The sequence below is a fragment of the Mucilaginibacter sp. genome, assembly GCF_964263795.1.
Lineage (GTDB): Bacteria > Bacteroidota > Bacteroidia > Sphingobacteriales > Sphingobacteriaceae > Mucilaginibacter.
The window spans coordinates 36,233-62,609 of the sequence record NZ_CAXVWK010000020.1 but is presented as its reverse complement, the minus strand read 5'-3'; the positions used below and the strand labels follow the sequence as shown (position 1 = coordinate 62,609).

The window sequence follows — 26,377 nt, the reverse complement described above, 5'->3', positions numbered from 1 at the left end:
AGATTTGAGGAGGCACTTTAATGCGGCTTTTATATATTTACCAATGCAAATAATCCACATGCTGCACGATTGGTGGCAGCATCAAAGCTGGCTGGAGGTAATTGGGGTTGTTACCGGGTTGCTTTGTGTTTACCTGGCGGCTGTAAACAATATCTGGAACTGGCCCTTTGCGGTTGTTAGCGTCACTATTTACATCTTTATTTTTTTTGAAGCAAAGCTCTTTGCAGATATGGGCCTGCAATTTTATTTTTTTGTGGTAAACCTTTACGGCTGGTATTACTGGAGCCAAAAACCCGCTACCGAAGCAAAGGCACCTGTTGCCCGCATCACCCGTATAGAACTGGTGCTGGCTATCCCGGCAATCATCTTGTTTACCGTTATACTGGGGTCACTCTTAAAATATACTACTGCATCTTATCCTTACCTGGATAGTTTTTGTACGGCCTGCAGTCTGGTAGCGCAGGTTTTTTTAGCACGTAAGGTTTTAGAGAACTGGCTGATATGGATCTTTGTAGACGTTATTTACGTTGGCGTTTATACGTATAAAGATCTGCACCTTACCGCGGTAATGTATGCCATTTATGTAGCCATCGCTATTAAGGGTTATGTGGACTGGAAACGCGACTGGAAAGTGCAACAAATAGACATATAAGGAAGGTATTATTAGGAACAAATTGGAGGGGAATGACTAAATCTGAAATCGAAAATCCGAAATCCGAAATTATAAAGATCGCCGTTGTAGGGCCGGAGTCTACGGGCAAATCCACCATGTCGGCTTACCTTGCTGCGTATTACAACACGGTTTGGGTGCCAGAGTTTGCGCGTGGCTATTGTGAAAAGCTTACCGAGCCGCCTACCTGGCAGGATGAGATCAATATGTTTTATGGGCAGGTAGCCCTGGAAAAGGAGATGGCCCCACAAGCTAATCAGCTGCTTATTTGCGATACTACCTTTATTACGGTAAAGATCTGGAGCGATGAGATGTTTGGCCGCTCGCCGCAGGAAGTACTGGACGCATTGCCCAAACATATGTATGACCTTTACCTGCTGTTAAACATCGACCTGCCCTGGCAGGACGACCCGCTGCGCGACTTCCCGCACAAGCGCGAACATTTTATGGCTATCTGGCACAAAGAGCTTGCCGACCTGAACGCCAATTATGTGCTGATTAACGGTGCCGGCCCGGAAAGATATGAAAGGGCCATAGCCGCTGTAGACATTTTTTTGAACCGTAATTAGTCGTTCCGGTCACGCTCGCCCCATATTTTGCTAAGATTTGTACGCATCTGCAGACGAAAAGCCCCTTAATAAAAAAATTCCGGTACACTTATGCAACGTTGTTGAATACCCTGCGTCATTTAACCTGAAACCTGTCATTAATTTGGAAGCTGTATACGTAGATAAGCATTATAACCTGGTGGTTGAGTGCAAGCAGGGAAGTAAAAAAGCCTGTTACGAATTGTACCGTCTGTATGCTAAAGCGATGTTGAACGTCGCCTTTAGGATAGTGGGCAACGTTGGCGAAGCAGAAGATGTTTTGCAGGAAGCATTTACCGATGCTTTTAACAGGCTGAAAGATTTTAGACAGGAAACAACGTTTGGGCTTTGGCTTAAACAAATTGTGGTGCACCGCTCTATTAACCTGCTGCGCAAACGCAAGCTGGAATTTGTAGAGATTGAAGATGGCCATCTGGACAATGTGCCTGATGAAGAGGCCTGGGATGATGAGGATATACAGTACCAGGTAGCGCAGATCAAAGAAGCCATGAAAGAACTGCCGGAGGGCTACCGGGTGGTTTTATCCCTTTACCTGTTAGAGGGTTACGACCATGAAGAGATAGGACAAGTGTTAAATATTAGTGAAAATACATCGCGTACACAGTTTTTGCGTGCAAAGCGCAAACTAGGCGAAATATTAGTTAGGAAAGGAATAAAGAAATGAGCAAGCGATTAGAAGATTTTATCAGTAACAATAAGGCGGAGTTTGATGATTTGGAGCCCGGTGCCGATATATGGAATAACATTTCAATGGAGCTGGATGCCTGGGATAAGGAGCAGCAATTGCCAAAAAAGCGCGAAGCAAAAACATTCTCGCTTGGTTTCGTACTGAGGGTGGCCGCAATGATAATAGTAGTAATGGGCATAGGGTTTGGCGTTTACGTACAAAGCCAAAAAACCGCGGGCAACGGCGGCGTTGACCTGGCCTCTATCAATCCAACGTATGCTAAACAGCAAAAGCAATACGCAACCCTGATAGCTACCAAACGTACCGAACTTAAACAGATAGCAAAGTTTGACCCGCAACTTTACAAAGAGTTTGATGCCGAACTGGCCAAAATGCAATCAACTTATAAAAAACTAAATAGAGATTTAGCCACCAGCCCTAACCAGGAACGTGTTTTACGTGCAATGATCCGGAACTTGCAAATACAAACAGAGGTGCTTAATCAGCAACTGAGTGTAATTGAACAATTTAATCAAAGTAAAAAACAACAGCAAGATGGAAACCAGGATATTTAAGGGGCTATTTGCCTTCATTGCCATATTTACCTTAAGCGCGGCAGCGTTTGCCCAGGATACTTTACCGGCACCACCACTACCACCTGAAAATATCAGGTTAAATAACGAGTTTAAAAGCGATAAGGTGTTTGATGCCAAAGCCCTTAAGCATAACTTAAAAATGAACTTTAACAGCAAGACGTTTAACAAACAAATGCTGGCATTGAACAACAGGATCAACACAAAGGTATTTGTGAAGATGAAGGGGTTTGATAAAAAATTTAAAACTGAATTTAAAGATTTTGGTAAAAACTTTGCCGGCAGCTTTAGCGGCATGGTGCCCGATGTTGATGTAAACATCAACAATAACATCAGCCGTAATCTAAACGATGAGGATTACAAAAAGCAACTGGCCAGCGGCGAAATTGTTGAAAAGGTACGTAATTACAGTAAATCCTATTCGGTAGATGGTAATGACGTACTGCAGATCCACAATAAATTTGGCAAGGTAACCGTAAACACCTGGAACAAAAATGAGTTTAAGGTAGATGTGCAGATGAAATTCAGCTCGGACCGTGAAGACGCGGTGAATGATCTGTATGAAAATTCCAGCATTAGCGATAGTAAAACAGGCAACGTAGTATCATTCCGTACCAACCTGGCAAACGGCAAGTCGCAATCAAGGGGCAATAACCATCAAAACATGTCTATCGATTACACGGTATATATGCCTGCCGGTAACGCACTGGATATTAATAATCAGTTCGGCGGGATAACGCTGCCGGATCTGTCTGGTAAAACAACTATCAAATTATCATTCGGTAACCTGGTAGCGCAGCAGCTTACCAATACGCAAAATGATGTCTCTATAAACTTTACGTCGGATAATACATCAACTATCGAAGTGTTTAACGGTGGCAAACTAAAGGTACAATACAGTAAGTTTAAAGCCGGTGTATTAAATAATACCGATGCAACATTTGGTTTCTCTACCGTAGATGTTGAAAGGTTTAAAGGCACTGCAGATGTTGATGTGAAATTTGGTAAAGGCCTTCATATCGGATCAATAGATAAAAACGCAAAGGATATCAATATTAAAGGGCAATTTGCTAAGATTAGGTTCGATCTTAAAGACAGCGATAGTTTTATGTTTGATATTACTACCAAGATGGGTGGTTTTGACAACAGCAACGGCAAAGCAAAAATTACCGCTAAAACACCTACAGATGAAGACCGTGGTTATTCGTCAACCAAAACATACAAAGGTTACATTGGCAAAAGCAACAGCGATAGTAAAGTTACCATCAGCACCAACTTTGGCGATATAAGCTTTAACTAAATAACCGCTCAAAAGCATATTAATAAAACCCTTGCCATATCGGCAGGGGTTTTGTTATTTTAGGGCACACTAACATTCTGCCCATTATGCTGGAAATTTTTACCGACCCGGAAGCCTGGTTGTCGCTTGTTACCTTAACCGTTCTGGAAATTGTACTAGGTATAGATAATGTGATTTTTATTTCCATTTTGGCAGATAAACTGCCAAAAAACCAACAGGAACGCGGCCGTAAAACCGGACTGGGCATGGCCATGATCACCCGTATCCTGTTACTGTTATCAATCAGCTGGGTAATGACGCTTACCGCCCCTTTGTTCAATATTTCGGGCGTGTTGAATATCAACGATAGCGAATGGGTTGAAAAGCTCGCCATATCCGGCCGCGACCTGATCCTGATTATCGGCGGTATGTTCCTGATCTATAAAAGTACTGCAGAGATCCATCATAAAATTGAAGGAGATGAAGACGACGAAACCAATGTTAAACCACACTCTTTTTGGGGCACCATTATACAAATCATGCTGCTGGATATTGTATTCTCGCTCGATTCGGTCATTACCGCGGTAGGTATGGCGCAGCACGTCGAGATCATGATCGCGGCAGTGGTTATCGCCGTTGGCATAATGATATGGGCATCGGGCGCTGTCGCGGGGTTTGTGAACAAACACCCAACGGTTAAAATGCTGGCGTTGTCCTTTCTGCTGCTAATAGGTGTATCGTTATTAGCCGAGGCGTTTGAGCAGCACATCCCTAAAGGATACATCTATTTTGCGATGGCATTCTCTATTTTGGTAGAAATGTTAAACTTAAAAATGCGCGCTAAAAGAGCTAAAGCCGCACAGGCGGCAGCTAAAAAAGCAGCCGTTAAAAAGCGCTAAGGGCATTAAAAATGCAAATCTACCGACGACTGTAAGGCTTCATAAAATCAACTAAATAATTAGTTTTTATGTTAACCCACTGTTTTTACAAGATAGTGATTAACAGCTAATTAGCCATTTTTTTAAGAAAAAGTGTAAACCTTTGTTAATAGTTGTTACGTTTTTTGGCTATTTGAATTTGCTTTTTAAAGCCGCTAATTTGCTCATCATATCCAGCTCCGGTTCGGGGGCCGGCTTACCTGCCGGTTTTTGGTTCATCGGCCTTTGGGCGGGTTTCTGCTCGCGTGGTTTCCCGGCAACGGCAGGCTCGCGCTTCTCGCTCTCTTTCATTGATAGGGAGATGCGCTTGCGGTTCACATCCACTTCGGTAACGGTAACCTCTACCTTTTGATGAACCTTTAATACCTCGTTAGGGTCTTTGATAAACCTGTTGGTGATCTGGCTCAGGTGAACCAAACCATCCTGGTGTACACCTATATCTACAAAGGCACCAAAGTTGGTTATGTTGGTTACAATGCCCGGCAGCTTCATTCCTGGCTTCAGGTCGTTAACAGAATTAACGCCTTCGGTAAAGCTAAAAGCTTCAAACTGCTCGCGCGGGTCGCGGCCGGGCTTGGCCAGCTCTGCCACAATATCCGTAAGCGTAGGCAAACCAACAGAATCAGACATATACTTTTGCAGGGGGATAGATTTGCGCAGGCTGGCATCGCGCATCAAATCCTGCACGCTGCATTTAAGATCCTTAGCCATCTGCTCCACCAGGGCATATCGTTCCGGGTGCACTGCGCTGGTATCTAAAGGGTTTTCTGCCCCGCGGATGCGTAAAAAGCCCGCGGCCTGCTCATAGGCCTTATCGCCCAGGCGGGCAACTTTTTTAAGTTGGTCGCGGCGTTTAAAGGCGCCGTTTGCGTTGCGGTACTCCACTATATTTTGCGCCAGCTGCGGCCCCAAGCCCGATACGTAGGCCAGAATCTGTTTAGATGCTGTATTAAGTTCGACCCCAACAGCGTTTACACAACTTGTTACCGTATCGTCCAGCGAGGTTTGTAATTTGTTTTGATCCACGTCGTGCTGGTACTGGCCCACCCCGATAGATTTCGGGTCTATCTTTACCAGCTCTGCAAGCGGGTCCATCAACCGGCGGCCGATGGATACGGCCCCTCTTACAGTAATATCTTTATCCGGGAACTCCTCCCTTGCCACATCTGATGCGGAATAGATGGATGCACCGCTTTCATTGACCATCACAATAGTAGCGCCGGCCAGGTTAAGGTTTCGTACAAATACCTCGGTTTCGCGACCAGCGGTTCCGTTACCAATGGCAATGGCCTCTATTTGATAGCGCTCAAATAAATGCCTGACTGTTTTTTCAGCCTCTTTGGCTTGCCCGGCACCGGTATGCGGGTAAATAGCCGTGTTCTCTAACAACTGCCCCTGCTCATCAAGCACAACCAGTTTGCAGCCCGTACGAAAGCCGGGGTCTATTGCCATAATGCGTTTTTGGCCAAGCGGCGCACCTAATAGCAGCTGACGCGCGTTTTCGGCAAATACGCGGATAGCCTCCTCATCAGCTTTCTTTTTGGTAAGCAGGCGAATTTCTGTTTCCATAGATGGTTTAAGCAATCGTTTGTAACCATCGGCAACGGCTAAACCAACTTGTGCCGATGCGGAATTGCGGGCGGTAACAAACTCTTTCTCCAACAGGGAGATAGCATCTTCTTCTGCCGGCTTAATATCCAGGTACAGGATCTCTTCTTTTTCGCCGCGGCGCATAGCCAGGATGCGATGCGACGGTGCCGATTTAACCGGCTCCGTCCACTCAAAATAATCTTTATATTTGATACCGTCCTGCTCTTTACCCGGTGCTACCTTAGCTTCAAAAACACCTTTTTCAGTAAACAGGGTGCGCATTTTGGCGCGTACATTGGCATTCTCACTTATCAATTCGGCAATGATATCCCTTGCACCTGCCAGTGCTTCTTCGGGGCTGTTCACACCTTTTTCACCGTCGACGTATTTAGCGGCTTCCAGCGCGATATCAAAATTCTTTTGTGCCATTATCAAATCGGCCAGGGGCTGCAAGCCTTTTTCCCGGGCGGCGGTTGACCGTGTTTTCCGTTTAGGGCGGTAAGGCAGGTAGATATCCTCCAGGGCAACCATGGTATCTGCAGCATCGATCATTGCTTTTAATTCAGTAGTTAGCTTGCCCATATCGTTAAGCGATTTGAGGATGGCCTCGCGGCGTTTATCCAGGTCGCGCAGTTGCTGCATGCGGTCGCGGATGGCGGCCACCTGCACTTCATCTAAACTGCCGGTAACCTCTTTACGGTAGCGGGAAATAAATGGAACGGTGGCGCCCTCATCAAGCAGGGCGATAGTGGCACTTACCTGTTTGCTGCCAATGGCAAGTTCCTGAGCTATTTTGATGTTGTATGATTCCATAGTGATCGTTTCTGATTACACCAATCAGAGGCTGCGAAGTTGGCGGTATTTAAGGAGAAATCAAACGGATTTGCGGCAAAATTTAAATGCTCCTGGCCACCGTTAATCAAATGATGACCAGGCAAAAGTGTTCACGTTCACGGGCATGACCACCATGAACAAAACATGAAACACCTCATTATCAGAAAGATGTAAATGCGGTATTTGTAACATTTACATTTTTACGAAAAAATCAGTTAAAATGGCACAATTACCTTGAAGCTTAAATTACGGCCAATGTTGTAAATGCCCAAACGCCCGTTTGGCGACGATTGGTAGTACTCAAAGTATTTTAACCGGTTAAGGTTACTTTGGTAAGCTACATCAAATAGATTATCGGCCTGCAAAAATAGCTCGCATATGGGTTTACCAGATTTATGAACAAGCGTAGACCCTATCCCGGCATTGATGAGCGTGTAACCCGGTGTTGCGGTCTCGGTATCATTTAAAGCATAAAATTTGTTTTGTGCAGAATAAATATCCGCCTCGGTGCGGAAGTATACTTTGCTGAAACTGCCGTACGTACCCGGCAACTTTACTTTTACTTCCGACCTAACATGTACCGGGGGAATAAAAGGCAGGTATTTTGCCGCCCCGTTACTTTGTTTGATCAGGGCATCGTTTTGATTAATACCTACCACGTAAGCTAAACTGTTATTAAAGGCCAGCCAATTCATTCCCTGCGGATGCAAATTCAATGTTAATTCGGCACCATAAAGCCGCGCTTTTGATTGCCGGTACTGGTAGGTAGTATTATCCGGCACAATGATCACCGGGTTGCCGTTGGCATCATCCAACCGTGATTGGTAAATGTAATTCTGGATATGGTTATTAAACGCCTCCACCATAAAATCAGCATCTTTTAGGTAGGCGATAAAGCCAAGATCCTCCTGCAGGCTAAACTCGGGGCTGAAGCTTCGGTTACCCAGGTAAACAATATGGGCACCCGGATCCAAGCCATTACTGCCAATTTCGGTGATATTTGGCGCACGGTAACCACGGGCGATATTAGCCTTAAGCAACAACCGCTCACTGATATTGTAGGTAAATCCCAAACTGCCGGAGATACCATGATAAGTATGTTTGAAATTGGGGAACTGCAATTTAGCGCCGGCATCCGTCTTACTTAGCCGTTTATCAAAACCGTTAGCCGGGTTGGGGCCAACATAGAAATCATTCCAGCTGATATCGCGGGTATCGTATCGGACCCCGCCGGAAATATTGGTTTTGCCAATGGTTTTTTTGGCAAAAAAGAACCCGCCAATGTCGAAAAGGTTGTAATCAGGGATAGGGAAATCAGTAGCATCTTTACTGCGGTTGGTTTGATAAATGCCGTTTACACCAAAGGAGGTCTCCAGCCCGGCAAATATTGGCGGGCTATACCTTGCATCGTAATTGAGTGTATTAAGGGTTACAAACAAGCCGGCTTGTTGTGGCCGGGTTGGGTGGTTGTATTCGCGCCGTATACTTTGCTGCCAGCCCAGTGCCGTATTAAACAGCCCATCGCCAAGCTTTATTTCCGTTTTGTTATATAAGCGATAATGCTGTATGTGCTGATGCAGCGGCGTAACCCCATAATCGATCAGGTATTTAGCAGAGGCTACCGGCCGGTTCCTGATATCGTCATTTGCCGCTTCGGCAACCTGCACAGTAGATTTGCGGGTAAGCGAATCGCGGCTGCCATCGGGTATTTCCTGCTTGTTTTCATAAGTAGTACTTACAAATTGGGTGTATCCCCATTTCTTATCAACCCTGGCCATGCCCGATAATACATACTCCTGAAAAGAAGAGTTATAAACCGGCCCATCAATTTTATTGCGGTAATTGTGCGCCATTTTACCCGTAGCACGAAAGGCATATTTCCAATCACCTTTTTTGTAAGATAAGCCCAATGATGAACCGATTAATCCGTTATTGGTATGGTAATCGGCAATAATATCACCGTTGAGTTTACCATCGGCCCCATTAGGTATGTAAGGTATCAGGTTGATGACACCGGCTAACGCATCCGAGCCATAAGTTAAGCTTGCCGGGCCCTTTATTACTTCGGCACGGGCAATGCCGTATTGATCAATCTCTATACCATGCTCATCCCCCCATTGCTGGCCTTCCTGGCGGATACCATCATACAAAGTAAGGACCCGGTTATAGCCTAAACCTCTTATAAAAGGTTTCGAAATGTTAGGCCCGGTGGTAACTGCAGTAACGCCAGGGATGCCTTTTACAATGGCATCAATGATGTTGTTGTTTACATTCTGGTCTATCTCTTTCTTGCTCATTACTACAATAGGCACCGGGTTGCTGCGTAATTCAGTAGCGCGGGATACACCCGTTACCACCACTTCGCTTAACCTGGAATTGCTTTCTTTCAATTCTATATTGAGCACGGTAGGTATAGCACTACCTGCCAGTGTAATCTTAACCCGGTTACTTTGGTAACCAACGCTGGAATATACGGCAACGTAATCCCCCGGCGTAATATTTTTAATCTCGTACATGCCCTGCGCATCTGTAGTGGTTCCATGCCTGGTGCCTGCAAGTGCTACGGTTGCATACTCAAGCGGGTTGTTGTTAATAGTAACCTTGCCTTTAAGTATTACCTTTTGCGCAAAAGTTTGCAGCGCAATGTTTAGTAGAATAAAAAGTAGTATAGGGCGCATAATTAATTTGTACAAACGTATGTATTAAATTTTATTAACCAATTAAATAAAATTAGTCTTACCTAATTTTATTTATAACTGTGTTTATTTGTTTATGTTTGTATAGCCCAATAATATTATGCACACTTTATCTGAAGAGAATTATTTAAAATGTATTTACCGGTTATGGCAGGATAAGGGCCAGAAGATAACGCCTACTGCCATTGCCGAGTCGTTAAGCAACAATCCTGCATCGGTTGTAGATATGATACGTAAGCTTACTGATAAGCAGCTAATCAGCTACGATAAAAAAAAGGGGGTTGAACTTACCGCCCAGGGGCAAAAGGATGCAACGCTGATCGTTCGCAGGCACCGGCTTTGGGAGGTTTTTTTATTAGAAAAGCTGGGCTATCATTGGGACGAGATCCATGACATTGCCGAAGAGATGGAGCATATTAAGGATGCCACACTTGCCGACAGGCTGGATAAATTCCTGGGTTTCCCGGAATATGACCCGCACGGCGACCCGATACCTAAGGCGAATGGGAAGATGGCCAAACGCTACTCAACCACTCTTGCCGATTTGAAGGCTGGTGGTTATTGCCGGGTTGCTGCGGTTAAGGATACCACCAGCTCATTTTTACAATACCTGCAAAAGCTGGATATCAGCATCGGCACAAAAATCCAGCTGGTAGAGAAAATTCCTTTCGATGGGTCGCTGGTGATCAGCATTGATGGCGGCGAGCACAAAACGGTTTCGCAAAAGTTTGGGGAGAGTGTGCTGATAGATATGTAAAAGGATATGTAAAGCAAAAAGGGCTATCCGTTAAGATAGCCCTTTGTTATTATTACACCACCAGCTCGCCAAGGGCGGCGGGTGTAAAACCTTTTAATTCGTCATTACGTCCTTCATGTATCTTTTTGGTCCATGATGGATCTGACAGTAGCGGGCGGCCTACGCCAACCAGGTCAAAGTCGCCACGGTCAAAACGCCGTAGTAATTCATCTAATGAGCTAACCTGTGAGCTTTCGCCGGCAAATGCGCCGAAAAAATCGCCCGATAAGCCAACTGATCCAACGGTGATAGTGGTTTTACCGGTAAGTTTTTTTGCCCAGCCTGCAAAGTTCAAATCGCTGCCATCAAATTCCGGTTCCCAAAAACGGCGCTGCGAGCAATGTAGAATATCAATCCCGGCATCAACCAACGGTGTTAACCAGGCTTCCATTTCCTGCGGGTTTGTTGCCAGTTTATTGGTATAATTAGATGGTTTAAATTGAGAAAGGCGGATGATCACTGCAAAATCTTCGCCCACACGTTTGCGCACCTCTTTAATTACCTCAACAGCAAAATGAGTGCGCTCGGGCAGGGTTTTGCCACCGTAGCTATCTGTACGGTGATTAGTTTCGTCCCAAAAGAACTGGTCTATCAGGTAGCCATGTGCACCGTGAAGCTCCACACAGTCAAAACCTAACGCTTTAGCATCTGCAGCTGCCTGTCCAAAAGCGGCTATGGTATCTGCAATATCACTATCTGTCATTACCGTACCGCTATCTGTACCTAATTTGTTGATGCCGGATGGGCCTTCAAAAGGTACAGGAGGCAGCCAGCCCGACTGATGATTGTTTAGTATCCCCATATGCCATATTTGCGGCCCCATAGCACCACCTTCGGCATGTACACCATCTATAACGTCTTTCCAGCCATTTAGCGCACCGGTGCCGTAAAAGTGTGGTACGTTGGCATCGTTAGATGACGAAGGGCGGTTAATAACGGTACCTTCTGAAAGGATCAATCCTACTTCTCCTTCTGCACGTTTGCGGTAATAAGCAGCAACCTGGGGCGTAGGTACACCATCAGGCGAGAATGACCGCGTCATGGGTGCCATAACAATGCGATTTTTTATGTTTAACGATTTCAGGCTAAACGGCCTGAATAAGCTATCTGTGTTCATATAAGTATGCAATTAAATTTCTGATTCGATGATTTTGGTAAGTGCGGCAAAAGCTGCTTCGTTCCGCTTATAATAAGTCCATTGCCCGGTACGGGTAGCAGTGATCAATCCGGCGCGCTGCAAACTGGTTAAGTATTCGGATACGGTTGATTGTGTAAGCCCGACTTTGGCTTGTATTTGCCCGACGCAAACACCATTAACAAACCCGGCTTCGGCCTGCTCCGGAAAGTGCACTTCCGGATCTTTAAGCCAGGTTAAAATTTGCAGCCTGCTCTTATTAGCCAGGGCTTTAAATATTTCTACCTGATTCATTGTGCAAACTTACATCGGTTTTTCCCGATATACCAATTAGAGCCTGGGATATGACATTGGGTTGATTGAAAGGCTGTTTGGACTAATCTCAATACCTGCACAAAGTTGTCATGGTAAGCCTGTCGAACCATCAGCAAATTGGAAAGGTCTTGGACAAGATCAGCCTGACACGCTTTGTGAAAAAGAAAACAAAAAAAGCCGCTTCAAATTATTGAAGCGGCTTTGCTAATATTTATATGGATGTTACCTATTTGGCAACGTACATTACATCTTTAACCGCTTTAACAACACGGTCCGCATTTGGCAGGTATTCCTGGATAAGGGTTGGAGCGTAAGGCAACGGAACGTCGCCACCGGTGATGCGCAATACAGGTGCATCAAGATAATCAAATGCATCTTTTTGCACTTTGAATGCAATTTCGGTAGCAATTGATCCTAATGGCCAGCTTTCTTCAACAATTACCAGGCGGTTAGTTTTTTTAACAGACTCGATAACGGTAGCATAATCGATAGGGCGTACAGTACGCAGGTCTATCACTTCGGCATTAATGCCTTCTTTTTCTAATTCGGCAGCCGCGGCGTTAACCACCTTCATGATCTTCCCAAAGCCTACCAAAGTTACATCGGTACCTTCTTTGGTAACCTTTGCCTTACCAATTTCAATGTAGTAAGTTTCTTCAGGCACTTCGCCTTTATCACCGTACATCAATTCTGACTCCATGAAAATAACCGGATCAGGATCTATAATGGCTGATTTTAATAAACCTTTAGCGTCGTAAGGGTTTGATGGTACTACCACCTTTAAGCCCGGGCAGTTGGCATACCAGTTTTCGAAACACTGGCTGTGCTGCGAGCTTAACATACCCGCGTTACCTGTTGGGCCGCGGAATACGATTGGTACCGAGAACTGACCACCACTCATTGACATGATCTTGGCAGCGCCGTTAATGATTTGATCAATAGCAACCAGTGAAAAGTTAAACGTCATGAATTCGATAATAGGACGAAGGCCGTTCATTGCCGACCCGATGCCTATACCGGCAAAACCTAATTCAGAGATAGGCGTATCAATAACGCGTTTAGCGCCAAATTCATCAAGCATACCCTGGCTAACTTTGTAAGCGCCGTTATATTCGGCAACTTCCTCACCCATCAAGTATATATTCTGATCGTTGCGCATTTCTTCCTGCATGGCTTCCCTTAGCGCTTCCCTGAATTGTATTTCTCTCATTATGTTATTTAAATGAAGTTTTTCGATGGCAAATATAAGCACTAATGTGTAAAATGCAATTGGGTTATCATACAGATAGCTATTTATCTATTATTTGTTACATTCGGTTAATTAAGCCACACACGGATGAAATTCCCTTCCCTTAAAAACCTGGCCGATAGCGCGCTTGTCACCATTAGAAGATTTCCGTTCGAGGTGCTTTTTGCGCTGGCCGGTACCATTGCCGCTACCATAAAGGTAGAACTTACACGCCTTAACCGTGTTGACGAAAGCTGGTGTACCCGCAGTATTATGATAGCCAACCTCGGGCTGCTGTTAAGTTTATCGGCAACGCTGTTTGCCGAAAGCAAAAGCATCCGCGGAAGCAGGAAAATGTTTATTAGGCTCGCAGCCGCGGCTATAAGTCTGGCTTTGATTTTTGCAATAAACCCGGCCACACAAGCCGCCGACTATGTGCGGTTCCTGCTGTTCAGTCTGGGTTTCCATTTACTGGTGGCGTTTGCAGGTTTTACCGTGCCCGGGCACATACAGGGCTTTTGGCAATTTAACAAGGCGCTTTTTCTGCGGTTTTTAACCAGCGCTTTGTACAGTGCTGTTTTATTTGCAGGCCTCGCTGCCGCTATTGGCGCCATGAACTTTCTATTCAATTTTAAGTTTGAATGGGATACCTTTTCCATATTGTGGATATGGATAGTCGGCATGTTTAGCACTGTTTTCTTTTTAGCGGGCGTGCCGCCGCACCTGCAGGAGCTTGATCAGGATTTTAGCTATCCCAAAGGCTTAAAGGTATTCACTCAATATGTACTTATTCCATTAGCAACCGTTTATGTGGCAATCCTGCTGGCCTATGAGGTAAAGATCCTAATTCAATGGTCTTTGCCTAAAGGGCTTGTATCCAACCTTATACTGGGTTACGCGGTATTTGGCATCTTGTCGTTATTGCTGGTTTACCCAATTCGTGATAAGGAGGAAAACAGGTGGTTAAAAACCTATTCGCGCAGTTTTTACTTTCTGCTTATTCCACTTTTAGGGTTACTATTCACAGCTATGGGTACCCGCATTTTTCATTATGGGATTACCGAGAAACGTTATTTTTTGCTGCTGCTTGCCTGCTGGCTGCTATCAATTACTGTTTACTTCCTTTTTACAAAAAAGCAAAACATCAAACTGATTCCGATATCCTTATCCATTTTAACACTGTTATCAATATACGGCCCGCAAAGCGCTTTTTCGGTTTCGGAATTTTCTCAACAAAGGGTACTTGTGGCGGTATTTAAAAAGAATAATGCTTATCAAAATGGCAAACTAATGCCGGTAAGCAGTCAGAAGGTCAGCCGGGAAGATGGGCGCCACGCCGTTGCTACTTTGTACTATCTTATAACCAATCATGATCTGGCATCTTTACAGCCTTATTTTAATGATGACCTGAATAAGGTGAGCGACTCGTTATCTGCTATTAAACCTAAAGGCGAGAACAGATTAATGACGGACTATCAGTTGCAGTACGAAAAGCTGGAATGGGCAAAAAAACGCCTTAATCTAACAAGGTTCGACCGGTTTGAGACGGATCCGGATGTGATTGTTAACCCAAACTTTACTTTACATACAAGCGATGGTAATGCAGCTGTAGTAAAAGGATATGATTACCTGCTTGACGAGGAAACTTCTACCGATACTGTCACTTACCAGGTAGATGGGATAACCGTACGGCGTATTAAAAACAGTACCGGGCGGTATATGCTAAAGCTTGATAGCAGTTTGATAACATTTGATTTGAAACCGGAACTTGACAAGCTAACGCAACCTGCCGCGCTGGATAACTATAAACAAGACGGCCATGACTATGCCAACTTTTACACTGTCCCTGCAAAATCCATGATGTTTACAAGCGAGAATGATCAATTGAAGGTAGTATTGCTGGTAGAGCGGATCGTATTTCAAAAGGATGAGAAAAAGCAATGGGATATAAACTTTATGACCGGCCGTTACCTGATCCGCAAAAAGTAAAAGGCAAGTTAAAATCCCAACACTAATTTCGGATCGGCGATGTTTTGCAAAAGCATGTCTTTTTGAGTGAATTTGCCAACACCAAGGTAATCGCCCCTGGCAGCGCCAATAGCCAGCATCAACTGAAAGTGGAGATGCGGCGGCCAGCTACCGTTTTCGTGAGCGGTGCCAAGGGTGCCTATTTGCTGATTAACCGCAATAGATTGCCCGGTCTGCAAACCTGTTAGGCTGGCGCGGCTTAAATGGCCATACAAGCTATATAGTGTTAGTCCCCCTAAATCGTGTTGTAGAATAATTGTAGGGCCATAGTCGCCAAAGTGGTTGTTGTCGGCAAAACTGTGTACTGTTGCATCAAACGGCGAGTACACCGGTAGCCCTGCATCGCCCCATATGTCTGTACCCAAATGGAGGCGACGTGGCTCATCAGCGGTATCGAAAAGAGCGCTGCGGCTATACACAGTGCGGTGCTCCATATAACCGCCAATAGCGTAGCGATAGTTGCCGGTAAGCAATTGCGTATTGATATAAACACTGAACGCGGCGGTATCTGCAACCATCTCCGCGGTTAGTTCCGTATTGGCAGCGGTAAGGTCAAGAGGGTACAAACTATCTGCCGATGCATTATAATCAACTACCTTGCCGGGCAAAATGTGATGTTTATTAAGGTGGTTAGCTAAGATAGCGGTAGCATCCATTGGCTTGGTTAGCTCTCTTCTATATCCGGCTGACGGTCTTCTTTACTGATCTTGTCGAAGATCTTGTCCATCCGCTCCACGTATTCGCTGGTATCATCAACAAAAAATTCAAGGGAAGGAATTACCCTTACCTGGTCTTTAATACGGGCGCCCAGTTTGTAACGAATCTCGGATGCGTGCGACTTTATGGTTTGCAGCGCCTGCTGATTATCTGCAGTGTTAAAAAAACTCAGGAATATACGGGCTATAGCTAAATCGGGAGTTACCCTTACTTTAGTTATTGTAACCATTGTGTGCGGCAAGTAATTCATACCCTCGCGTTGAAATATCGTGGCCAGGTCCTGTTGAATTACTCCGGCAAATTTTTGCTGACGTTTTGATTCCATAGTATTTTAATAACGCCGGTTAGGCTAATGAGTTTGATGCTGAGCGGTAATTGTTAAAGCTAATGATTTGCCAACGCCCTGCAAATTGTGTTAATAATATTTGAGTTGCTAAAGATCTTTCTTCATATCATCCAGACCTTGTACACTTAGCCTTGCGCTGATACCCGATGCAATGATGGCAATAACGATCACCGTTAAAAATACCAGCCCAAAATCGGCAGGGTTAAAGGCTACCGGGTAAGCATCCAGTACAGATGTTTTAGAGCCCATTTTAATAAGGCTAAACTGCTGCTGCACCAGGCAAATAATAAAGCCAATAACAATACCGGTAATGCAACCCACTAATGAGATCATCATCCCCTCGAAAAAGAAGATGCCTTGTATCAGCGTTTTGTTTGCACCCAGGCTGGTAAGTATAGCTATATCCTTACGCTTATCCATAACCAGCATGGTTAACGACCCGATGATGTTGAAAATGGCGATGATCATTACAAAAACCAGGATCATAAATATCGACCAGCGCTCGTAGTTAATGGTTTTATATAACTCTGTATTTTGCTCCTTACGGTTTTTTATTACAAAGCCCGGCCCGGCTTTTTCAGCAATCTCCTCCTGCATGTCATCTACATCTGTTCCTTTCTTCAGGTTGATCTCTATAGACGATACGTTCACCGGTTGTTCTAACAATTCACGGGTAAAATCAAGTGGTGTTACTACAATGTCGTCAAAATCCTGCTGGATGCCGAACACGCCTGATGGCTGTATCGAGCGCGACACAAAATCGTTCATCGGTAATGATGAGTTGCTGGCCGTACGTTTAGGCGAAAAGATCTGTAATGAATTAAGCTGGTTTTTAAGCGCGATGCCCAAACTAATTTGAATGGTAGAACCAATTACCGCATAACGGTTGCCGCTTTTGTCATTTAATGTAAACGAACCCGACTGGATGGTGCTATCCAATTGCTTATTCTTTAAAAAATCATCGCTTACGCCTTTAACCGTACCAATGAACGGCCTGCCGGCATATTCAATTAAAGCCTTTTCTTCGAGCACCTGGGTATAAGATACTATGCTCTTATCATTTTTAAGGAGTTTAAAATAAGCGGTATTCGGGTCGAAAGTTTTGCCTTGCGCAGGTTCAATCTTTAACTCGGGCGTAAAGTTGCTGTAAAGCGAAAGGATTACCTTCTCTAACCCGTTGAATACAGAAAGGATAATGATCAGCGCGGCACTACCTACCAATACGCCCAGCATAGATATGCCCGAGATGATGTTGATGGCGTGTGTCTGCTTTTTACTGAACAGGTACCTTTTAGCTATGTAGATAGATGTATTCAACCAGTAGTGTTGTTAGTACTGCGTGTATAACTTATAAATACGGATTATGTTGTTTTTCATACCCGATAGTAGTTTCGGGGCCGTGGCCTGGATATACCGTACAATCATCGGGCAGGGCAAAAAGTTTTTCCCCGATGCTTTTCACCAGCGTGCTGTAATTACCGCCGGGTAAATCGGTCCGGCCAATGCTGTTGCGAAAAAGCACATCACCGCCAACCAGTAAGTTAGCATCCCTGTCGTAATAGCATAAATGCGCAGGCGAATGTCCCGGTGCAAAAACCAGTTCTAACTGGGTGTTGCCAAAACTAATGGTTCCGGTTTCCGACAGGTACTCGTCTGGTATTGGCGATGCGTCGTACTTAAAACCCATGGCGGGTGCATAAGCAATCACAGCTTCCAATACTTCGCTTTCACCTTTGTGAAATTTTGGTTTTAACCCATACTGGTCAAACACAAACTTATTGCCCAGAACATGGTCTACGTGGCAATGCGTGTTAAGCAGCAGCACCGGTTTTAAACCTTTTTCCTTTATAAAGTTTACTACTGCGTTTTGCTCGGCTGCGGTGTACATGCCCGGGTCTATAATGGCGCACTCTAATGTGTCGTCATATAAAATACAGGTGTTTTCCTGATACGGGTTGTTCTCAAAAACTTTAATAGTTGCCATAGCACAAAGCTAAGTTATTAGGCCGAAAGCAAAAGGTGAAACCTGAAAGCTTTTGTACCAGCCACATCAAACTTACTTCCACTTCAGGGTTTTGATCATCACGTCTACATCCTTTTTTAAAAAACTTAGTACCGGCTGGATAGAATCCAAACGGGGTTCCGAATTAAAGTAAAGTGCCCCGCGCAGATAGTGGCGCGTACTATCGGTTAAATAAAATTGTGCAGATGAAGCGGCGTTACCTTCTATTGTATAGTAAATTCCGTATAACTTACGGTCTGGGTAGCTGATCACGCCCTCGTCTATCGATGTGGCTTTAACCGTATGCTTAAAGCTTAATTTATGGGCATCCTCAATTAATTCGTTAAATTCTTTTTTTGATGCTACCTGCTCGTAAGTTAAATGTAGTGTTGCATTAAATGCCGGGAACTGCATATTTACCCAGCAAGGTTTGGCATTGGCAGATCTGTCGGCTTCTAAACGGGCGTATTGCGGAAATTCAAAATTAAAGGGGCAGCCCCCGGTATAGGCCTGATAAGTTTTCTCCGGAAAAACAATGCGGAAATACCCGCGTGGTTTAGGCGAATAGTCCTGATTGCCACCACAACCAGCCATAATGATTACAGCTGCTGCCGCAATTAGAATTTTAAAACCGGCTAATCTTTTGCGTTCCATATTTCCCAGGCTTTTTCTGCCTGCAATACTAACATTTCATATCCATTTTTTGTAGCAGCACCTCGCTCGGCGCCTTTTTTTAAAAACTGCGTCTGTTCAGGGTTGTAAATTAAATCAAAAAGCAAGTGCTTGTCCGTTATTGCTTCGTAAGGTATGGGCGGGTATTCATCAACATTTGGATAAGTGCCCAATGGGGTCGTATTAATAATTAGCTTGTGGCTGGTAATGTGCTGATGGGTAAGATCGTTAAATAAAATGCCGTTGCGTACCGGTTTACGCGTTACAGATATATGATCTATCCCTTTGTTTTGCAAAACACACTTTACCGCCTTGGCTGCACCGCCATCGCCTAATATCAATGCTTTATCATGGTCGCCGGTTAGCAGCGGACTTAAAGATCCGTCGAAACCGTAAATGTCGGTATTATAACCTTCCAGCCTAAAATCGTGTCCGTTTATCCCAACCTCACCGGAAAATGCCGCCGATACCGGGCTTTCGGAAAACACTTTAATACAATTTACTGCCCCGGCATTTTTAGCATCGTGCTCAATCCAATCTAAATGCTGTAATACATTAACCTTGTGCGGAATGGTTACGTTTAAACCGCACAGGGTGGGGTTTGCTTTAAGCAGGGCAGGCAGGTCGTCGATATTTTCAAGGGAATAAAGGTCATACCGGGCATCACTAATTTTTTCTGAATTAAATTTTTCTGTGAAATATTTTTTTGAAAAGGAATGCGAAAGCGGATAACCGATCAGTCCGTAATGTTTCATGGTAGTGCCTTTTAAATTACCGCAGCCAGCACAGCTACTTTATATAAAACGCTAATATTAGCAACAATGTGTGGTGATTTATAATTTTATTTAACGGCTAACGCCTGTGACAGCGCAGTATGCAGGCGCTCAATTTCTATCGGTTTGCGCAAAAAGCCGTCAAAATAACCTTTGTACTCATCATTATTTTCGGCAGTGATATCTGCAGTAAGCGCAAATACCGGCGTTTGGCAATTAGGGTTATCACCGCTGCGGATAGTAGCTGCCGCATCATACCCGTTCATTTCAGGCATGTGGATATCCATCAAAATAAAATCAAATGCTTTAAGCTGTGCTTTTTCAACTGCCTGTAAGCCGTTTAAGGCATGCTCAGACACCATACCCCAGTTGGATAGTAGTTTGCGGGCTACCATGGCGTTGATCAAATTGTCTTCGGCAAGCAAAACGGTTTTACCTTTCAGATCGGCTTGCGCCGGGGGAGTTGTTACAGGTGTGGAATTGCCACGTTTTAGTACCAAATCAAAGCTAAACATTGAACCCTCACCCAGCTTGCTTTGCACTTTAACCTCGCTGTTGTAAAGCGCGGTGAGCCTTTTTACGATAGCCAGCCCCAGGCCACTGCCACCCTGCTTACGCGTGGTGATAGATTTTGGCTGCGAAAAAGTTTCAAAGATCTCTTCAAAAAACTCTTCAGGGATGCCTGTACCGGTATCTGTTACGCTAAAACATAAGGTATCGGCACTGGTGCCGGCCAGTGTTTTTTTAACGGAAACCGTTACACTGCCACTGTCCGTATATTTTACGGCGTTGCTAATGAGGTTCCCTAATATCTGTGATAGTTTAGTTTCGTCCAGATCGTAACAGTCGCACAGGGTAGGGTCGATATTTAATAAAAGTTCTATTCCCTTTTTATGCGCAAGTGTTTTGTAGGTTTTTATGATCCGGTCGAGCAAACTGCCAAAGGGGCAAGGCTTATTTTCTATCTCCACTTTACCGGTATCGAGCTTTGTGAAATCAAGGATATCGTTTATTACGAGCAGTAAGCTATTTGATGCATATTTTAATGATTCCATCAATTCATCATCATACGCTTCTTTTTCGGTAATCAATGATGTGATGGTGGTAACAGCATTAAGCGGCGTACGGATCTCATGGCTCATGGTCGACAGAAACTCCTGCTTCATCCGGGCAGATTGCTCGGCACGTTCCTGCTTTTCAACAATGGCGGCTTTTTCCTTCTGCAGGCGGGCTTCCTGCTCCATCGATTCCATCCGGGTGATCAGCTCGTAATTTTCTATCACCTTTAAGGTTTGCGTATTAATAACCGCTTCTTTCTGGTGCAGGTATAGTTCCAGATACTCTAACGATTTCTCAACATCGTTCTCCAGTTTGCTGATCTGGTAAAGCAGATAATTGCACTTGAATTTAATAATAGCGATGTTGTACCTATCACTAAACTCAAGGCCTTTTTTAAGCATTTCTTTAGCCCGATCATACCGGCCCATTGCAATATAAAGGGCACCCATTTTATGATAGGCCATTCCCTGCCCAAGTTTTTCGCCGGCGTTAATATGTATCTCTATCGCATTTTTAAAGTCGTTCTCTGCTTCTTCAAAGCTGCCCATATGGGCATGCACCTTTGCACGGCCATAAAACGCAAAAGCCAAACCGCGAATATCACCGGTTTTGGCTTTCATAGATATCGATTGCTCTATCACCCGCATGGCTTTTGCCACCTTGTTTTGCTTAAGATAAATGCCCGATAAGGGGTTATAAACGTTTGAAATAAGGTTATGGTCGTTTACTTTCTGAGCGGCGGTTATAGCGCTTTCATATGATCGTAAGGCGTTCTTAGGATCACCGAAGTATTCATAGATGGTGCCAAGTGATTTATGGGCACGCGCCTGATTGTGATAATCGTTAAACTTTTGGTAAGTGGCCAAGCAATCAAACAGGTGGATAAGTCCCAGGTGATAATTGTCGGTTTTATAATAAACCCCGGCTATACTGTATTTGGCATCGGCTATGCCTTTTTCGTCGCCCAGTTCGGTAAAACACTCAATGGCTTCTTTAGCCATTGCTACAGCCCGTTTATAGGCGCCACGGATCATATAGAACAGGGATAGCTGGTTAAGACTTTTGCCAATAAGGGCAGTGTTATTGCCTGCCCTGCTTAATGCCAGTGCCTGGTTAGCCAGCTTTACGCTATAATTTAGGTTATGAATACGGTTTGCATAAGCATCATCAAGCAGGGTTGATATAGCTGTAATGTTTGAAGGGCTTCTGCTTTCCATTTATCAATTTATACGATCTTAATATAGCAATTGTTCAACAAAAAAATATTAGTGTTTAAACATTATTGTTTTGCTTTTTGTGGTTACGTAGCAATTCCTTAAATGGTTTTTGTTTCTGCAGAATTTTATAAATTATTTATCGCCTATAATTTAATCACCAGGGCCAGCGCTTCTATTTCAACCAATTTAAATATTTGGCCGACAGTGTCATTGAACTTGCACTTATCATCCGCTTTATCAGCCGGATTAATGCCTCTTGGTAATGCTTTTCGTCTTTGTCCGTATCAGACATTCAGTGTCAATTGAGGGCTCATATGTGTAGGGTTAACACTTAATTATTTAACGGAATATAACGTTTACTAACACTTTTAAACTATTAGCATTTTTTAATTGATAAACGTTTAAAATCATGCTGTTATGTACTACTTTAGCGACAATATATCAGGTATGTTAAAAAACCGAAATTTATTGTGCATTAGTGGTACCGAGTGGCACGGCAATTATATTAAGCCGGTTGTAGAATTGATGAAAGTATTATCGGCTACCAATAAAATACTGTTTGTTGATAATGCCCATACCTACAAAGACGCTTTAGCCGGCGTACAAAACAAACCACCTGTTGATTTCAAAATGGTGTTCGGTTTAAAAAACCGGTTAAAAGAAATTAAGACCGAGAATGGCGGTATTGTTTATATGCTCACCCCGCCGCTTGCCTTCCCCGTAAGCTTCTTGCCAAAGGGTGTCGCTTACGATATGATGATTAGGTACAACGCGATGTTGCTGCGTATTGCGGTGCGTAAAGCGTTACGTAAACTGGATATGAACCATGATCTGATCAACTTCACATCTTTTAATCCGGCTATGGGGGTGATGACCGCACGTGACTTTAAAGAGCGGGTGCTGATCTATCATTGTTACGATGAAATTAAAGGTGCAAACTCCTGGCTGCGCCGCCATGGCGAACGCATGGAGGAGCAATTTTTACCGATGGCAGATGCTACGATAGTTAGCTCGAAAGGTTTGTATGAAAGCAAGAAGCCATATACCAAGCGCTGTTTTATTGTAAAGAATGCCGTTAAGGCCGAACTGTTTGCCAAAGGGCAAAACAGCAATATTGATACGACAAAAAAAGTAGTGGGTTTTGTTGGTACAATTGATTACCGGATGGATTATGACATTGTAACCTATTTGATAGAGAACATGCCCGATGCGCAATTTATATTTGTAGGGCGGACGCTTAAAGAAGAAGGCGCCGAACTGCTAAATAGCTATCCTAACGTTACCTTAGCCGGCCCCAGAAACCCTGAGGAACTGCCATCATACCTGAAAACTTTTTCGGTGGCCATTATTCCGTATGTAAAGGATAAACTTACTGAGGGGATTTACCCGATGAAGATCAACGAATATCTTGCCGCAGGGTTACCGGTTATCAGTGCCAATTTTGGGGATATGACCGATTTTAAGCAGATCATTAAGTTAGCGGACACTAAAGAGGATTTCCTGGAAAGCGTTAAAGCTGAGATAGAAGGTAATACACACGAGAAGCAGCAAGCCCGTATTGCTGTAGCGAATGGAAACACGTGGCACCATCGGGGCGAGGAGTTATCTGCAGCCATTCTGCAAACCGAAGCCGAGCTTTATCCTACAGGTAAGTAACGCCGTCAAATATCGACCGGGTATAATAAATGGGCTTAAAAGGCTGCTCATCTACGTACGTGCAGGCTGCCCTGATGTTGGTGCAAAATACATCGCCAAAAATGCTGGCAATTGCCGCGTCTGCAGCATCGCGGCCGGTAGCAATCTTTACCAATCCATTTAAAGGAATTAGCCGGGTAGCATCAAACAGCACCCAGTCGCCACCTAAATAAGCCTCAAAACAAGCATGAAAATCGGGCGGGTTTAGCTGGTAAGCATAACCGGTAAAATAGCGTGCGGGTATCGTAAGTGCGCGGCACAGCGCTATACCCAGGTGGGCAAAATCGCGGCAAACCCCTGCCTGCTGGGTTACGGTATCATAGGCCGATGTTTCTGAATTGGTAAACCCGCTCAAATACTCTACATTTTTATGGATCCAGTCTGTAACAGCAAAAACCTGTTCAAATGACGTACGGATATTGCCGAATGTATTGTTGGCCAGGCGGTACAGCTTGTCGCTTTGGCAATACCGGCTGGGGTTTAGGTAAGTTAAAACAGACGGATCAAACTTGCTTACGGGGATCTCATCAACGTTAGAGTGGTTTTTTACTTCGTAATAATTATCAACCGTAGCTTGATACCGTATGCTGATAGGGCCAGTATTTGGTATGTCCAGGCGGATAAAGCGGTTCTCGCCATTGGTTGCAGCCAGTTCGTCTACCCGTACATCCGGGCTTATCTGTAATTGCTCATCCAGGATGTTTTGGTGGCCGGTACGTAAAGCATGTACGTTTAATATCAGCGTGCTTGGCGCTTTCACTTCGTAATCAATCTCGGCCGATACGCTGAATTTCATCTTCTAATGTAGTTTGTTAAACGCTTTTTCCATCCATTCGCCTGGGATGTTCATGAGTGCACTTTTTAGTTCTTCGGCCCATTGTGCCGATATATCTTCCAGATCCTTTTGTGTATAACGTTGCTCTACAATCTCAAAGCTATCCTTTTTATATAGTGCTACATCTATCGGAAAATCGACATTGTTGCTGCTCACCCTGGTAGAATCGAACGATAGAAAGCCGGCCTTCAAGGCAAGTTTCATATCCGAGTCCTCGTCAATCGTACGGTTCAATATGGCCTTGCCATGCCCGGAGTTGCCTATTACTACAAAGGGTGCGCCAAGGCCCAGTTCAACCCAATTGCCTTCCGGATAGAGCAAAAAAAGTTTGTGCTCGTCATCATCCTTTAACTGGCCGCCAATGATGGTGTTCAGGTCGAACTTAAAGCCGGCTTTTTCTAAGATCGCCCTGTCCTCATTGGCAACACGGCGTACTTGCTGGCCAAAAGCGTTCACTGCCTGGTAAAGCTTACTGAAATCGGAAGTTTCCAATAGCTCATCAAAGTAAACTATCGCTTTGTCGCGCACCGAACGCAACCCGCTTGTCATGATAAACATTGCCGAATTTTCGCGCTGCAAAATGCTTATCTTTTTTTTAACGGTAGTATCTGTGCCAGTGGTGATGCGGGTATCGGCAAGGGCTATCAATCCTTCTTTAACTTTAATTCCTAAACAGTACGTCATGTTGCTTTATATAACCGTTATTGCTGCTGCTGTTGTTGCTGCTGCACAATTTCCATGTACCTGGCGTAACTGTTTCTTGATGGTGTTGCAGCCGGTTTACGAAAGGTCGATTCGGTAAATATATCTTTTTCCTGCGGCAAATGATTGTCCTCATAACCTACCGAAACAGATACCTCCAGCTTATGATTTGCTGAGCCCTTATATACGCCCTTTACAGGTGAGCAATCAGAAAAATTGCGGCCCACAGCCAGCCGCACGTGCATTTCATTAGCAACACAATTGTTGGTTGGGTCTATCCCTAACCAGCCGTATCCCGGTATGTAAGCTTCTGCCCATGCATGGGTGGCGCCTTCGCCTCTCATGCCGTCGCGGTTAGGGCAAATGTATCCGCTTACATACCGGGCGGGGATACCCACCAGGCGCAGCATCACCATTAGCAGGTGTGCAAAATCCTGGCAAACACCGGCTTTTATTTGCCATATCTCGTCGAGGGTGGTTTCAACGGTGGTTACGCCCTTTATGTATTCAAAATTTTTGTATACATACTGGCAAAATTTAAGGGCGGTATGATATGGTGTATCTTCGGTTTTGCGCTCGTTCTCAACAACGGGCTGCAATTCAGTTAGTCCTTCAAAATATTCCTGCTTCAAAAAGTCAATGTAAGGTACAATGTAGCGCAGGTTATACAGTTCGTTCCACTGTTCGGCTGCAAACATATTATCAACGGGCAGGGGCCTGGCATGGGTATTTACAAGTAACTGCGAATTAATAATAAGCTGGTTGTGCCGTTCGGTGTAAGTAAAGCTGCCTACCTCGTTGCCGTAATAATCTACATAGGTATCAACCTGCGGGTTGCCGGTTATGGTTAAATCATGCTTCACCACATCCTGGTAAATATCAACAATAGGGAACAGGATAATCTTATTGGCGCTATCACGCACAAAATTATCGTAAGAGTATTTGGTAATATGCTGTATTTTAAATTCGGGCATGGTGTTTG

General features: G+C 44.3%; 24 protein-coding genes. 9 read left to right on the top strand and 15 right to left on the bottom strand.

The genetic code is table 11. From position 1 onward, the window contains the following. The first annotated feature begins 43 nt into the window (after nucleotides 1-43). The 6 genes from pnuC (at nucleotide 44) to ACE5CV_RS04140 (ending at nucleotide 4,716) form a co-directional block, all read left to right on the top strand. Nucleotides 44-652, top strand: coding sequence for a nicotinamide riboside transporter PnuC (gene pnuC, locus ACE5CV_RS04165; RefSeq protein WP_374948901.1), 609 nt, complete (start codon nucleotides 44-46; stop codon nucleotides 650-652). Nucleotides 653-684: 32 nt separating this feature from the next. After that, nucleotides 685-1,239, top strand: coding sequence for an AAA family ATPase (locus ACE5CV_RS04160; protein WP_374948900.1), 555 nt, complete (start codon nucleotides 685-687; stop codon nucleotides 1,237-1,239). Between the two features lie 37 nt (nucleotides 1,240-1,276). Continuing rightward, nucleotides 1,277-1,942: an RNA polymerase sigma factor gene (locus ACE5CV_RS04155; RefSeq protein WP_374948899.1), complete on the top strand. Its 666-nt coding sequence runs from the start codon at nucleotides 1,277-1,279 to the stop codon at nucleotides 1,940-1,942. Further along, nucleotides 1,939-2,520, top strand: a complete 582-nt coding sequence (locus tag ACE5CV_RS04150) for a hypothetical protein (protein ID WP_374948898.1) — start codon at nucleotides 1,939-1,941, stop codon at nucleotides 2,518-2,520. The genes ACE5CV_RS04155 and ACE5CV_RS04150 overlap by 4 nt, the downstream gene beginning before the upstream one ends. Then, on the top strand, nucleotides 2,501-3,838 hold the full coding sequence (locus ACE5CV_RS04145) for a hypothetical protein (RefSeq protein WP_374948897.1): 1,338 nt from the start codon (nucleotides 2,501-2,503) through the stop codon (nucleotides 3,836-3,838). The genes ACE5CV_RS04150 and ACE5CV_RS04145 overlap by 20 nt, the downstream gene beginning before the upstream one ends. A gap of 86 nt (nucleotides 3,839-3,924) precedes the next feature. Continuing rightward, nucleotides 3,925-4,716: a TerC family protein gene (locus ACE5CV_RS04140; protein ID WP_374948896.1), complete on the top strand. Its 792-nt coding sequence runs from the start codon at nucleotides 3,925-3,927 to the stop codon at nucleotides 4,714-4,716. Nucleotides 4,717-4,884: 168 nt separating this feature from the next. Here the strand turns inward: ACE5CV_RS04140 and ACE5CV_RS04135 are convergent, their stop codons facing one another. Then, on the bottom strand, nucleotides 4,885-7,158 hold the full coding sequence (locus tag ACE5CV_RS04135; RefSeq protein WP_374948895.1) for a Tex family protein: 2,274 nt from the start codon (nucleotides 7,156-7,158) through the stop codon (nucleotides 4,885-4,887). Nucleotides 7,159-7,394: 236 nt separating this feature from the next. Then, a complete protein-coding gene (locus tag ACE5CV_RS04130; RefSeq protein WP_374948894.1) occupies nucleotides 7,395-9,857 on the bottom strand; it encodes a TonB-dependent receptor in 2,463 nt (820 codons plus the stop codon). A 118-nt stretch (nucleotides 9,858-9,975) separates the two neighbouring features. Here ACE5CV_RS04130 and ACE5CV_RS04125 point away from each other — a divergent pair, with 118 nt between their 5' ends. Then, complete coding sequence (locus ACE5CV_RS04125; protein ID WP_374948893.1) at nucleotides 9,976-10,632, top strand: metal-dependent transcriptional regulator; 657 nt, start codon at nucleotides 9,976-9,978, stop codon at nucleotides 10,630-10,632. 52 nt (nucleotides 10,633-10,684) lie between these two features. Here the strand turns inward: ACE5CV_RS04125 and ACE5CV_RS04120 are convergent, their stop codons facing one another. The 3 genes from ACE5CV_RS04120 to ACE5CV_RS04110 all read right to left on the bottom strand — a co-directional run bounded on the left by ACE5CV_RS04120 (nucleotide 10,685) and on the right by ACE5CV_RS04110 (nucleotide 13,331). Further along, nucleotides 10,685-11,788 (bottom strand): NADH:flavin oxidoreductase, encoded by a 1,104-nt coding sequence (locus ACE5CV_RS04120; protein ID WP_374948892.1) that lies wholly within the window; start codon nucleotides 11,786-11,788, stop codon nucleotides 10,685-10,687. Between the two features lie 12 nt (nucleotides 11,789-11,800). Further along, entirely contained in the window at nucleotides 11,801-12,100 is a 300-nt protein-coding gene (locus tag ACE5CV_RS04115) for an ArsR/SmtB family transcription factor (protein WP_374948891.1), read from the bottom strand. A 247-nt stretch (nucleotides 12,101-12,347) separates the two neighbouring features. Further along, nucleotides 12,348-13,331, bottom strand: coding sequence for a pyruvate dehydrogenase complex E1 component subunit beta (locus ACE5CV_RS04110; RefSeq protein WP_374948890.1), 984 nt, complete (start codon nucleotides 13,329-13,331; stop codon nucleotides 12,348-12,350). 126 nt (nucleotides 13,332-13,457) lie between these two features. Here ACE5CV_RS04110 and ACE5CV_RS04105 point away from each other — a divergent pair, with 126 nt between their 5' ends. After that, complete coding sequence (locus ACE5CV_RS04105) at nucleotides 13,458-15,338, top strand: DUF4153 domain-containing protein (protein WP_374948889.1); 1,881 nt, start codon at nucleotides 13,458-13,460, stop codon at nucleotides 15,336-15,338. A gap of 8 nt (nucleotides 15,339-15,346) precedes the next feature. On the opposite strand, the gene ACE5CV_RS04100 is transcribed toward ACE5CV_RS04105, so the two are convergent. The 7 genes from ACE5CV_RS04100 to ACE5CV_RS04070 form a co-directional block, all read right to left on the bottom strand. Beyond that, nucleotides 15,347-16,033, bottom strand: coding sequence for a peptidoglycan DD-metalloendopeptidase family protein (locus ACE5CV_RS04100; protein ID WP_374948888.1), 687 nt, complete (start codon nucleotides 16,031-16,033; stop codon nucleotides 15,347-15,349). A gap of 8 nt (nucleotides 16,034-16,041) precedes the next feature. Further along, the gene (gene rbfA, locus ACE5CV_RS04095; RefSeq protein ID WP_374948887.1) at nucleotides 16,042-16,419 is read right to left on the bottom strand and encodes a 30S ribosome-binding factor RbfA; all 378 of its coding nucleotides are present in this window, start codon (nucleotides 16,417-16,419) and stop codon (nucleotides 16,042-16,044) included. Nucleotides 16,420-16,527: 108 nt separating this feature from the next. Then, a complete protein-coding gene (locus tag ACE5CV_RS04090) occupies nucleotides 16,528-17,757 on the bottom strand; it encodes an FtsX-like permease family protein (protein WP_374948886.1) in 1,230 nt (409 codons plus the stop codon). Between the two features lie 31 nt (nucleotides 17,758-17,788). Then, nucleotides 17,789-18,424: an MBL fold metallo-hydrolase gene (locus tag ACE5CV_RS04085; protein WP_374948885.1), complete on the bottom strand. Its 636-nt coding sequence runs from the start codon at nucleotides 18,422-18,424 to the stop codon at nucleotides 17,789-17,791. Between the two features lie 72 nt (nucleotides 18,425-18,496). Next, a complete protein-coding gene (gene gldD, locus ACE5CV_RS04080; protein ID WP_374948884.1) occupies nucleotides 18,497-19,096 on the bottom strand; it encodes a gliding motility lipoprotein GldD in 600 nt (199 codons plus the stop codon). Continuing rightward, on the bottom strand, nucleotides 19,078-19,869 hold the full coding sequence (locus tag ACE5CV_RS04075) for a shikimate dehydrogenase family protein (protein ID WP_374948883.1): 792 nt from the start codon (nucleotides 19,867-19,869) through the stop codon (nucleotides 19,078-19,080). The genes gldD and ACE5CV_RS04075 overlap by 19 nt, the downstream gene beginning before the upstream one ends. A gap of 86 nt (nucleotides 19,870-19,955) precedes the next feature. Continuing rightward, nucleotides 19,956-22,163, bottom strand: coding sequence for an ATP-binding protein (locus tag ACE5CV_RS04070; RefSeq protein WP_374948882.1), 2,208 nt, complete (start codon nucleotides 22,161-22,163; stop codon nucleotides 19,956-19,958). Between the two features lie 447 nt (nucleotides 22,164-22,610). On the opposite strand from ACE5CV_RS04070, the gene ACE5CV_RS04065 reads away from it, so the two are divergent. Beyond that, a complete protein-coding gene (locus tag ACE5CV_RS04065; protein ID WP_374948881.1) occupies nucleotides 22,611-23,819 on the top strand; it encodes a glycosyltransferase in 1,209 nt (402 codons plus the stop codon). Here ACE5CV_RS04065 and ACE5CV_RS04060 read toward each other — a convergent pair. The 3 genes from ACE5CV_RS04060 to ACE5CV_RS04050 are packed head-to-tail and all read right to left on the bottom strand — an operon-like array spanning nucleotide 23,806 to nucleotide 26,369. Continuing rightward, nucleotides 23,806-24,654 (bottom strand): transglutaminase family protein, encoded by an 849-nt coding sequence (locus ACE5CV_RS04060; RefSeq protein ID WP_374948880.1) that lies wholly within the window; start codon nucleotides 24,652-24,654, stop codon nucleotides 23,806-23,808. The genes ACE5CV_RS04065 and ACE5CV_RS04060 overlap by 14 nt on opposite strands. 3 nt (nucleotides 24,655-24,657) lie before the next feature. Continuing rightward, a complete protein-coding gene (locus tag ACE5CV_RS04055) occupies nucleotides 24,658-25,377 on the bottom strand; it encodes a peptidase (protein WP_374948879.1) in 720 nt (239 codons plus the stop codon). A 17-nt stretch (nucleotides 25,378-25,394) separates the two neighbouring features. Further along, the gene (locus tag ACE5CV_RS04050; protein WP_374948878.1) at nucleotides 25,395-26,369 is read right to left on the bottom strand and encodes a transglutaminase domain-containing protein; all 975 of its coding nucleotides are present in this window, start codon (nucleotides 26,367-26,369) and stop codon (nucleotides 25,395-25,397) included. Nucleotides 26,370-26,377: the final 8 nt, after the last annotated feature.

Bases quoted from the DNA above. Each gene is read 5' to 3' on its own strand.
- ACE5CV_RS04050 (WP_374948878.1), bottom strand. From the start codon at position 26,369: ATGCCCGAATTTAAAATACAGCATATTACCAAATACTCTTACGATAAT.
- ACE5CV_RS04135 (WP_374948895.1), bottom strand. From the start codon at position 7,158: ATGGAATCATACAACATCAAAATAGCTCAGGAACTTGCCATTGGCAGC.
- ACE5CV_RS04130 (WP_374948894.1), bottom strand. From the start codon at position 9,857: ATGCGCCCTATACTACTTTTTATTCTACTAAACATTGCGCTGCAAACT.
- ACE5CV_RS04100 (WP_374948888.1), bottom strand. From the start codon at position 16,033: ATGGATGCTACCGCTATCTTAGCTAACCACCTTAATAAACATCACATT.
- ACE5CV_RS04150 (WP_374948898.1), top strand. From the start codon at position 1,939: ATGAGCAAGCGATTAGAAGATTTTATCAGTAACAATAAGGCGGAGTTT.
- ACE5CV_RS04085 (WP_374948885.1), bottom strand. From the start codon at position 18,424: ATGGCAACTATTAAAGTTTTTGAGAACAACCCGTATCAGGAAAACACC.
- ACE5CV_RS04110 (WP_374948890.1), bottom strand. From the start codon at position 13,331: ATGAGAGAAATACAATTCAGGGAAGCGCTAAGGGAAGCCATGCAGGAA.
- rbfA (WP_374948887.1), bottom strand. From the start codon at position 16,419: ATGGAATCAAAACGTCAGCAAAAATTTGCCGGAGTAATTCAACAGGAC.
- ACE5CV_RS04115 (WP_374948891.1), bottom strand. From the start codon at position 12,100: ATGAATCAGGTAGAAATATTTAAAGCCCTGGCTAATAAGAGCAGGCTG.
- ACE5CV_RS04060 (WP_374948880.1), bottom strand. From the start codon at position 24,654: ATGAAATTCAGCGTATCGGCCGAGATTGATTACGAAGTGAAAGCGCCA.
- ACE5CV_RS04070 (WP_374948882.1), bottom strand. From the start codon at position 22,163: ATGGAAAGCAGAAGCCCTTCAAACATTACAGCTATATCAACCCTGCTT.
- ACE5CV_RS04145 (WP_374948897.1), top strand. From the start codon at position 2,501: ATGGAAACCAGGATATTTAAGGGGCTATTTGCCTTCATTGCCATATTT.
- gldD (WP_374948884.1), bottom strand. From the start codon at position 19,096: ATGGAACGCAAAAGATTAGCCGGTTTTAAAATTCTAATTGCGGCAGCA.
- ACE5CV_RS04055 (WP_374948879.1), bottom strand. From the start codon at position 25,377: ATGACGTACTGTTTAGGAATTAAAGTTAAAGAAGGATTGATAGCCCTT.
- ACE5CV_RS04105 (WP_374948889.1), top strand. From the start codon at position 13,458: ATGAAATTCCCTTCCCTTAAAAACCTGGCCGATAGCGCGCTTGTCACC.
- ACE5CV_RS04065 (WP_374948881.1), top strand. From the start codon at position 22,611: ATGTTAAAAAACCGAAATTTATTGTGCATTAGTGGTACCGAGTGGCAC.
- ACE5CV_RS04160 (WP_374948900.1), top strand. From the start codon at position 685: ATGACTAAATCTGAAATCGAAAATCCGAAATCCGAAATTATAAAGATC.
- ACE5CV_RS04140 (WP_374948896.1), top strand. From the start codon at position 3,925: ATGCTGGAAATTTTTACCGACCCGGAAGCCTGGTTGTCGCTTGTTACC.
- ACE5CV_RS04075 (WP_374948883.1), bottom strand. From the start codon at position 19,869: ATGAAACATTACGGACTGATCGGTTATCCGCTTTCGCATTCCTTTTCA.
- ACE5CV_RS04125 (WP_374948893.1), top strand. From the start codon at position 9,976: ATGCACACTTTATCTGAAGAGAATTATTTAAAATGTATTTACCGGTTA.
- pnuC (WP_374948901.1), top strand. From the start codon at position 44: ATGCAAATAATCCACATGCTGCACGATTGGTGGCAGCATCAAAGCTGG.
- ACE5CV_RS04120 (WP_374948892.1), bottom strand. From the start codon at position 11,788: ATGAACACAGATAGCTTATTCAGGCCGTTTAGCCTGAAATCGTTAAAC.